Annotated in this window: 11 protein-coding genes; 4 read left to right on the plus strand and 7 right to left on the minus strand. The window is 68.7% G+C overall.

Features of this window, described 5'->3' with window-relative positions; all coding sequences use genetic code 11:
• Both Q8M88_RS10165 and Q8M88_RS10170 read left to right on the plus strand, forming a co-directional pair.
• The coding region (locus Q8M88_RS10165) for an acyl-CoA dehydrogenase family protein (RefSeq protein ID WP_305597003.1) at positions 1-885 on the plus strand (885 nt) is incomplete at its 5' end.
• Positions 882-1,301 (plus strand): DUF3574 domain-containing protein, encoded by a 420-nt coding sequence (locus tag Q8M88_RS10170; RefSeq protein WP_305597006.1) that lies wholly within the window; start codon positions 882-884, stop codon positions 1,299-1,301. The genes Q8M88_RS10165 and Q8M88_RS10170, both read left to right, overlap by 4 nt.
• 132 nt (positions 1,302-1,433) lie before the next feature.
• Here Q8M88_RS10170 and Q8M88_RS10175 read toward each other — a convergent pair whose 3' ends face one another.
• Together Q8M88_RS10175 and Q8M88_RS10180 are read right to left on the minus strand one after the other, a co-directional pair.
• The gene (locus tag Q8M88_RS10175; protein WP_305597008.1) at positions 1,434-1,685 is read right to left on the minus strand and encodes a hypothetical protein; all 252 of its coding nucleotides are present in this window, start codon (positions 1,683-1,685) and stop codon (positions 1,434-1,436) included.
• Positions 1,686-1,799: 114 nt separating this feature from the next.
• Positions 1,800-3,137, minus strand: coding sequence for a S8 family serine peptidase (locus tag Q8M88_RS10180; protein WP_305597010.1), 1,338 nt, complete (start codon positions 3,135-3,137; stop codon positions 1,800-1,802).
• 111 nt (positions 3,138-3,248) lie between these two features.
• Here Q8M88_RS10180 and Q8M88_RS10185 point away from each other — a divergent pair, with 111 nt between their 5' ends.
• On the plus strand, positions 3,249-3,743 hold the full coding sequence (locus tag Q8M88_RS10185) for an RNA polymerase sigma factor (protein ID WP_305597013.1): 495 nt from the start codon (positions 3,249-3,251) through the stop codon (positions 3,741-3,743).
• Positions 3,740-4,432, plus strand: a complete 693-nt coding sequence (locus Q8M88_RS10190; protein ID WP_305597015.1) for an anti-sigma factor — start codon at positions 3,740-3,742, stop codon at positions 4,430-4,432. The genes Q8M88_RS10185 and Q8M88_RS10190 overlap by 4 nt, the downstream gene beginning before the upstream one ends.
• 10 nt (positions 4,433-4,442) lie before the next feature.
• Here Q8M88_RS10190 and Q8M88_RS10195 read toward each other — a convergent pair whose 3' ends face one another.
• From Q8M88_RS10195 to Q8M88_RS10215, 5 genes are all read right to left on the minus strand, one after another.
• Positions 4,443-5,165, minus strand: a complete 723-nt coding sequence (locus tag Q8M88_RS10195) for an alpha/beta fold hydrolase (protein WP_305597017.1) — start codon at positions 5,163-5,165, stop codon at positions 4,443-4,445.
• A 4-nt stretch (positions 5,166-5,169) separates the two neighbouring features.
• A complete protein-coding gene (locus tag Q8M88_RS10200) occupies positions 5,170-6,081 on the minus strand; it encodes a TylF/MycF/NovP-related O-methyltransferase (protein WP_305597019.1) in 912 nt (303 codons plus the stop codon).
• Between the two features lie 114 nt (positions 6,082-6,195).
• The gene (locus Q8M88_RS10205) at positions 6,196-6,543 is read right to left on the minus strand and encodes a hypothetical protein (protein ID WP_305597022.1); all 348 of its coding nucleotides are present in this window, start codon (positions 6,541-6,543) and stop codon (positions 6,196-6,198) included.
• 199 nt (positions 6,544-6,742) lie between these two features.
• Positions 6,743-6,913: a hypothetical protein gene (locus Q8M88_RS10210; RefSeq protein WP_305597024.1), complete on the minus strand. Its 171-nt coding sequence runs from the start codon at positions 6,911-6,913 to the stop codon at positions 6,743-6,745.
• A gap of 415 nt (positions 6,914-7,328) precedes the next feature.
• On the minus strand, positions 7,329-8,504 hold a 1,176-nt coding region (locus Q8M88_RS10215), incomplete at its 5' end, for a patatin-like phospholipase family protein (protein WP_305597026.1).

The raw sequence follows: 8,504 nt of genomic DNA on the forward strand, positions 1-8,504 counted from the left end.
TACGGCGCGCACTCCAACCTTTGCGTCAACCAGATCCGCCGCTGGGGTTCTGACGACCAGAAGCAGCGCCATCTGCCCGAGCTGATCAGCGGCGAGCATGTCGGCTCCCTGGCGATGAGCGAGGCCGGCGCGGGGTCAGACGTCGTCTCGATGCGCCTGCGCGCCGAGCGGCGCGGCGACCGCTGGGTGCTGAACGGGACCAAGTTCTGGATCACCAACGCGCCGCACGCCGACGTGCTGGTGGTTTACGCCAAGACAGAGCCTGACGCCGCCGCCCGCGGGGTGACCGCCTTCCTGGTGGAGAAGGGCTTCGCCGGCTTTTCGGTCGGCCAGAAGCTGGACAAGATGGGGATGCGCGGCTCCGACACCGCCGAACTTGTGTTCGAGGACTGCGAGATCCCCGAGGAGAACGTGCTGGGGCCGGTGAACGGCGGCGTCGGCGTGCTGATGAGCGGGCTGGACTATGAGCGCACGGTCCTCGCCGGCGGGCCGCTGGGGATCATGCAGGCCTGCCTCGACGTGGTGCTGCCCTATGTCCGCGAGCGAAAGCAGTTCGGAACGCCAATCGGCGCCTTCCAGCTCATGCAGGGTAAGGTGGCGGACATGTATGTCGCATTGAACAGCGCCCGCGCCTACGTCTATGCCGTAGCCAGGGCGTGCGACGCGGGTCGCACCACTCGTTTCGACGCGGCGGGAGCGATCCTGATGGCTTCAGAAAGCGCGGTGAGGGTTTCACTTGAGGCCGTTCAGGCCCTGGGCGGCGCCGGCTACACCAAGGATTTCCCGGTCGAGCGGCTGGTGCGCGACGCCAAGCTCTATGACATCGGCGCGGGCACCAACGAAATCCGGCGTTTCCTCATCGGGCGGGAGTTGATCGGCGCATGAGGCGTATCTGGGGGGCGATGGCCGCGGCGTCGGCCTTGCTGGGCGGCTGCGCGAGCGTTGACATGCCGGAGCAGCCGGCCTGTCCGGTGGGCCAAGAGCCGATGCGCATGGCGCAGATGTTCTTCGGCCGCAACATCGGCGACCAGCCCGGCGTCACCGACGAGGCCTTCGCCAAGTTCGTCGACGAAGAGCTGACGCCACGGTTTCCCGACGGCCTGACCATCCTCGAAGGCGGTGGTCAGTGGCGCGGATCTGAGAACAAACTGATACGCGAGGCAGCCAAGATCGTGCTGATCGTGCTGCCGTCACGCGGCGACGTGAGCGCCAAGGTCGAAGCTGCGCGCAGCGCCTACAAGACCAAGTTCAAGCAGGACTCTGTCCTGCTGCTGACCCAGGAAACCTGCGTCTCGTTCTGAGCGGCCCGCCAGACGTGCGAAGGGCCGCCGGTTTCCCGGCGGCCCCTCAGCTGGGCGGGCGTCCGACGCTCGATACTCTGAGCCTCTCCATGATCGGACGGCCCGGCCCCAGCGACCGCGCACGAGACGACGTTAGCGGGGGCTAGACGTCGTCCCTTTCGCGGATTGTTGTCGCGTCACCGTCGCAGCGGCGGCTGTGAGCGCTTCGATGAAGGTCGTGGCGGCGAGCGCCACAATGGACTCGCCCAGATCGCAGGCTGCAGCGACCGGCGGCGAGGAAGCCGCCGGAGCGGTAGTCGCCGGCTGGACAAGGTTGGCGGACACCGGCGAAGCGGCGAGCAGCGCCACGGCGCTCAACGCCAGCATCGGTGCGCGGTTTCGCATGGCTGATCAGCCTTCCTGGCGTCCGCGCGCTGTGCGCCTTCGTCTGTCAAACGACCGCCATACGGGGCTCCATCCCGCGTATTTCAATAAATTCTGGAGGGGCTCGTGCGACCACTATCGGCGGCCGGAAGTGTCCACGGCGACCGGCTCGGTACGCAGATTGAAGGCCACCAGACCGCGGCCGAAGATCGGGTCGATCCCAGGCGCGCCGAGATCCTCGGCCTGGCGGCCCAGCAGGTCCAGCGCCCGCGCCCGCGCGGCGGGATCGGGGACGGTCATCGACTTGGCCAGGCTGCCGGCGACCAGTGGGGAGGCGAAGGAGGAGCCACGCACCGACAGAAAACCGCCCAGAGGGGCGGCGGCCGCCATGTCAGCGCCAGGGGCGGTGAAATCCACGTGGTTCGAGCGGCTGGACTCCACCAGCCGCCGCTTTCGTCGGTCTACCGGCGCGACGGCGACCACGCCGGGATAGGCGGCCGGATAGTAGGCGCGGCTGGCGGGCCCGTCGTTACCGATCGGCGAGACCAGCACATAGCCGCGCCGCACCATCGCCTGGACGGCCAACGCCAACGGCGTGTTGGCGGGTCCGACCAGGCTGATGTTGATCACCGGGGCGCCGCATAGGGCGAGCCAGGCCAGGGCGCGCACCAGGATGGCGGCCGAACCGCCGGTCGGGCTCTCGCCGAAGGCGTCGGCGACATAGAGCGTCGCGCCGGGAGCAGCGCCGCGGAACGGCTCCTGCAGGCCGGCCAGCAGGGATGCTACGGCGGTGCCGTGCGGGGTGACCATGACGCCGCCGCGCACGAAGCTGCGCTGATCGATCTTGGAACGCGCGAGGCTGCGGTGGCGCACGTCGACGCCGCCGTCGATCATGCCGATCTTGGTCGGTGAGGTCCTGGCCCGAGCCGAAGCGGTGCGCGCAGGCGTCCGGGCCGCGGTCGCGCCGGCCGCCTGTTCGGCGACCACGACTCCGCTCTCGAGATAGACCGGGTTCACGTCGTACTGACCGATCGGGTCCAGCGCGCGCATACGGTCGACCGCGTCGTCGACAGGCATGCCGAGCGGTGCGCCGAGCACCGTCAGCTCCAGGTCGATCTCCGGCAGCTTGTCGATCCGCTTGACGCGGAAACCTGCCGCGCGCGCCTTGCGAAGCGCCTCCGCGCTCGCGCCCACCGCCAGCACCTCGCCGCGCACCACCGCCTCGCCGCGGCGATCGATCTCGATATCACGGGCGTAGCGGCGAAACAGGTCCTGGGCGCGCAGCCCGCGGTGGTCGAGGGCAGGGCCAGACGGCGCCTCTAGAATCACCCCCGGGGGCGACCGCGCCGGCTGAGCCTGGCCCGTCGGCGCCACCACGCAGAGACCTAGAACCCAGGCCAGAGTCAGGGCAAACGAGCGCGCACCGCGAACCGTGCGCAGCGCGCCGGTCTGGACGTCTCGGCCTTTGGCCATATTCTAAGCGCCCCTTCCAGGCTTGGGCGAACCGCCGCCCGAAGCTTGACGATCCTCGATGGATGAAACGCGCCGCACCGGTCGTTTCATCCTTAAGCTCAAGGCGAGTGTTTGACCGACTTCCAGCGCGAGATCATCGCATTGTTGCCGCGTCTGCGCCGATTGGCGAGGGCCTTGGCGGCGAATGTCAGCGATGCGGACGATCTCGTTCAATTGACGGTGGAACGCGCCCTTGAGCGCGCCGGCCAATGGCGGCCGGGCAGCAGGCTCGACAGTTGGATGTTCCGAATCATGAAGAACGCCTGGATCGACGAGACACGCGGCAGGGTGCGCCAGTCACGCATCTTCGCGCCGGAGGAAGAGCGTGAACACGTCGGCACGGACGGGTCCGGGGCGATGCATGCGCGGCTGGAGCTGCGCGACGTCGAGGCGGCCATGGGCCGGCTGCCGGAGGACCAGCGGGTGGCGGTGGCGCTGGTCCTGGTCGAGGGCATGTCCTACCGCGAGGCCGCCGAAGTCCTTCAGGTGCCGGAAGGCACCCTGACCAGTCGACTGGTCCGCGGCCGCGCCGCGTTGATGTCCCAATTGCAGGAGACGCCCCAATGACGACGGACGCCCGTGTCATCGCCTATGTGGATGGCGAACTGGATCTGGCCGCACGGCGAGCGCTGGAGGCGGAGATCGCCGCCGACGCGACGCTGGCGCTGAACATTGAGCGGCATCGCAGCCTTCGCGAGGCGGCGTTGCGCGCCTTCGCAGGCGTGCTGGACGAACCCGTGCCGGCGCATCTGATCGCCGCGGCGTCGAGGCCGCCTGTGCGGCGCAGCTACGCGCCGCCACGGTGGGCGGCGATGGCGGCGTCCCTGGTGCTGGGCGTGGTCGGCGGCGGACTCCTGACCCACTACGCCGCGCCCTCGCAGGGCGGGCTTGTCGCCAGCGGCGCCGACGGGGCGTTGATGGTGCGCGGGCCGCTCGCCAAGGCGCTGTCGGAGCAGGCGGCCGCGGAGTCCGACGGACGGCCGATCAGCGTGGGGCTGAGCTTTCGCACCGCCGACGGCCGCTATTGCCGCACCTTCGCCGCGCCGGCCCAGCACCTCGCTGGTCTCGGCTGCCGCGAGGGCGCGCACTGGGCGGCGCCGGTTGCGGTCGCTTACGAGCCGGCGACGACGCAGTTCAGAATGGCGTCTTCAGAAACGCCGCCGGCGGTCCTGGCGGCTGTCAATGCGATGATCCAGGGCGAGCCGTTCGGTCCGGACGAGGAGTCCGCCGCCATCGCCCACGGCTGGCGCGACTAGGACGGCGCGATCAGCGCCTCTGGACATCGACCAGGGTGCGCTTGATCTCGTCCAACAGCGCGTAGGGCGCAGCACCTGGGATGTTGTGACCGACGCCCGGAACGATGACCTCGGTCAGCTGCGGCGCTGCGGCGATCCGCTCGCGATCGGCGGCGCTGACGAGGCTCGGCATCCTGTCGAAGGCGCGTGGCGGTTCTAGCGGCGTTTCGCCGAGGATCACCACGCCGGGCGCGGAGTCGGCCAACAGGCCGGTGTAGTCGCGGTTCACCACATCGGTCTGCGAATAGCCAAACAGCCCCTCGACCCAGCGCGCGACGTCGGCGTCGGCAAGCGCCCACTCCCGGAACTGAGCGATCAACGGCCAGGCCTCGGCCGTCGAGAGCGGCGGCTCGACCAGAACCAGCCGGTCGGCGGTGCGCATCGCCAAGGCTGCCAGGGCGCCGGTCGACAAGCCGAACACGACATTGATGCGGCGTCCGAATTCCGTGACGATCTCATCGAACGCCTCGGCGAACACCTGGATCGTGCAGGTGTCGAAGAACGGCGAGTGCATGCCGGGCAGGTGGGCCAAGGCCACGTCGACGTCGGGCGTTTGGCGGTGCAGCAGGGTCATCGAATCGACGTCGGGGAAGGCGCCGCGCACGACGAACAGCAGCGGTCGGATTGGGTCGAACTGGTCGAATTCCCCCCAGATCGGCACCAGACCATGACGCGTGACGAACGTCCTGACCACCGTCTCAGCCCGCCGGCTTGACGAACACGGCCTGACCCGTGGGCAATGGGAACAGCGCCAGGTCCCGACGTTGGAACCAGTCGGTCTCGGCCTTGGCCTGGGCGGAGGAGGTGGCCCAGCCGAAGTCGTCGAAGACGATGATCCCGCCAGGCGACAGTCGGTCATACAGGACATCGAGCGCCGCGACCTCGGCGGAAGAGTTGTTGAGATCGATGTGGATCAGGCTGACCTGGTCGGGACAGGTCTCCTCGAACACCTCCGGCACTCGACCCTTGACGACGGTGATGTTGGGCGATGAGGCGAACCGGTCGCGCACCTCCTCGTAAGTGAAGGCTTCGCCATAGGCGGCGGCGGTCAGGTGCTCGCGGCCGCGATCCAGTTGATCCTGCGGAATGCCTTCGAAGGTGTCGTACAGCCACCACCGCTTGTCCCAGGCGGCGAAGTCGAGATAGCGCGACAGGAACTGGGTGGTGTGGCCCTTGTAGACGCCGAGCTCCACGTAGTCGCCCGGCACGTGCTTCGCCTGCTGGGCGGCCCACAGCATGGTCTGCAGGTTCCAGTGCCAGTTGACGACGCCGGCCGGCGCGATCGCCAGATCCTCCTCAGCTAGCGCCATGAACTTCGCGTCGGAGACGAAGGCGGGGTTCTTCAGCCAGGTGGCGATGCCCTCACCGATGTAGACGCTCGCATTGGGGATGGCCTCCAGCGCCTTCATCGCCTCCAGCATCGGCAACACCCGGTTGTGCGGGCGCAGCGTCAGTCCATAGCGGGCGTGGACATGTGGCGCATACGGCGCGATGCGCATCAGGTTCTTGTAGAAGCCCCGCGCGATGGCCAGGTCGCCGGCTTTCAGCGCCGCGTCGCCCAGCGTCATCAGTTGAGCCGGCGTGAGGCCCTGGAGGGTGATGTTGGTCATAAGCGGCCCTGCGCTGATCAGCCGAACGGGCTGCAGGAGTGGAGTGCTAATGCACCCCGCGAGCCGAGACCAGATGCGGGCGCCGTCTAGGCCTCGGCGCGTGCGAACTCGCGTTCAGCGCAACACGCCCCGGCGGGCCATGCGCCGGGCGAACCAGAGGAAGAACAGCGCTCCGGCGGTGATGACGAGATTCATGATCACGCCCTGCGCGCCCGCCAGTTCCGCCCCGTTGCTGAGGCCGTAGGTGTAGACGAGGCTGACCAGCAGGCCAGCCAGCGAAGCGGCGAACGCAGCAAACGCCCACCGCGACCTTAGAAGCAGCAGCACCGATCCGGCCACCGCGCCCCAGACGCCGAGCGCCCAGACGGCGGTCACCCAGGCGGGCATGGCGTGGAAGTAGGCGATATGGGCGGGCGTCAAGCCCACCGTCCTGAAGTAGGCGTCGCCGGCCGTGTGGGACATCCAGTAGTCGTAGGCGCCGTAGCATTTCAAAACAGGGAGATGGCGACGACCAGCCAGTAACCCCACGACGTGCGCGCAGCGGAAGGTTCGCCCATGCGTGAGCCTCCTGTTGGCTCAAGCTTAGGTGAGGCGTTGAGCGGCGACAACGCACGATCTATCCGAAACCAAAAGCCCGCGACGACGAACGCCTGCTGAACCGCTAGTGGGACGTTCGGGCCTCGCTCTCCAGCGCCGCGGCCTGCTTCAGTCGCCAGGCGCGGGCCTCGCCGGTATAGCGTTCGCGGTCGGGTCGGAAGCTGACGGTCCGCGCCATCAGCTCCGCTTCTTCGGCCTTCAAGCGGAACTCGGCGGATTTCAGGGCGCTGGCCATGCCGCTACAACCCTGCGCGGCAGCGGGTGTTCCGCCCGCCGTGCAATTGTTGCGCGGGAGCAGCGCGGAGTCCTGAAGCTGGCGTCGAAGAGCGCAGCGTTTGACCGCGCGAACAGCTGACGCCGTGAATGGATAGAGTAAATCTCCGTAGGGTTGGCTTGCGCGCGACGATGCGCCAGAAATGCGAAAGCCCGCCCCGTTGTCGGGGGCGGGCTTTCCATTGTCGGACCGCAAGCGCGGCCGCGACCTTTCGCCGTACCGGTGGCTTAGGCGCGAACCTCGTTGACGGAGGTCCAGGTCACGGTTTCCGAGCTACGGTTAAAACAATGAGACACTGGATCACCTCCTTTCGCTAAGTGGATAGGACCTTCAATATGGCTCTGATTTCACAGAGTCGCAAACGTGGCCTTGACGCCTAGGTCGCGATCGCCGCGGGCGCCTGGATTTTAGGCCGGCGGCGGAGTTCCGTGACCGGCGCGTGCAGCAGGTCGAGCGCCGCTATCGTCGCCGCGTAGCCGGCCTGTTCCGCCGGCTCGAACGCCGACCAGTCGCGAATCTCGACATCGCCCAGGTCGGGCGTCACCAGGAGATCGGTGGCCTCGCGCGACGCCGCCAGGTCGCGGCCGGTGGAGACCGTGGCCGCGCGCATCAGCAGCGAGACGATCGGCGGGCCGCGCCGCCACTGGCCGGATGCCAGCCAGCGCCAGACCGATTCGGGGCGCGCGACATCGGCGGCGGTGATGCTGCGCCCGCGAGTGACGTCGACGCCGATCACCGGCCCGTTGTGGGCGGCGCGCATCAGGTCGGCCGGGAAGTTCTTCAGGACCGCGCCGTCGACCAGGACGTCTGTCCCGTCGGTGGACGGCGGCAGAATGCCGGGCAGGGCCACCGTCGCGCGCAGGGCGTCGCGCAACAGCCCGCGCCGATGCATGTGATAGGCGCCCGTGGTCAGGTTCGACGATACGCAGAAGAATGGGATCCACAGGTCGGCGATGCGGGTGTCGCCGAAGTGCCAGGCCAGCCGTTCGCGCACCTTGCGGCCCTGGGTCATGGCCAGCAGCGGCAACGCGATGTCGTCCACGGGACTGGTGTCGACGAACGCCTCACGGATGCGGCGGGTGAGTTCCTCGTTGCTCCAGCCCATGGCGACGCCGGCGCCGACGATCGCGCCCATCGAGGCGCCGCAGACGAAATCGATCGGCACGCCGCGTTCGCGCAGGGCGCGGACCGCGCCCACGTGGGCGTAGGCGCGGGCTCCACCGCCTGACAGCACAAGTCCCACCGAGCGGCCAGTGATCACGCGGGCCAGACGGCGCACGTCGCCCGCCACGCCGCGGCGCAGGTGGAAGATGCGCGCCGGCTGCACCGCGTCCTGCCACGCCTCAGAGCCGCTCGCGTGGTCTGCGTCGCGCGGGTGCAGCAGGATCAGGTCGACAAGCTGCTGGGCCTGGAGCGGGCGGGCCTGGGTGCTGGTCGCGGCCACGGACTGGGGCGGCGCGCGACCGCCGCGCGCCACGCGGAACAGCCTGTCGACCTGGCGCGCCACCACCTGTCGCCAACCCAGGTCCGCGTTCTCGGCGACGTAGAGTAC

Origin of the sequence: Phenylobacterium sp. (genome assembly GCF_030693805.1) — a bacterium.
Lineage (GTDB): Bacteria > Pseudomonadota > Alphaproteobacteria > Caulobacterales > Caulobacteraceae > Phenylobacterium.

Bases quoted from the DNA above. Each gene is read 5' to 3' on its own strand.
- Q8M88_RS10170 (WP_305597006.1), top strand. From the start codon at position 882: ATGAGGCGTATCTGGGGGGCGATGGCCGCGGCGTCGGCCTTGCTGGGC.
- Q8M88_RS10175 (WP_305597008.1), bottom strand. From the start codon at position 1,685: ATGCGAAACCGCGCACCGATGCTGGCGTTGAGCGCCGTGGCGCTGCTC.
- Q8M88_RS10180 (WP_305597010.1), bottom strand. From the start codon at position 3,137: ATGGCCAAAGGCCGAGACGTCCAGACCGGCGCGCTGCGCACGGTTCGC.
- Q8M88_RS10190 (WP_305597015.1), top strand. From the start codon at position 3,740: ATGACGACGGACGCCCGTGTCATCGCCTATGTGGATGGCGAACTGGAT.
- Q8M88_RS10200 (WP_305597019.1), bottom strand. From the start codon at position 6,081: ATGACCAACATCACCCTCCAGGGCCTCACGCCGGCTCAACTGATGACG.
- Q8M88_RS10205 (WP_305597022.1), bottom strand. From the start codon at position 6,543: ATGTCCCACACGGCCGGCGACGCCTACTTCAGGACGGTGGGCTTGACG.
- Q8M88_RS10210 (WP_305597024.1), bottom strand. From the start codon at position 6,913: ATGGCCAGCGCCCTGAAATCCGCCGAGTTCCGCTTGAAGGCCGAAGAA.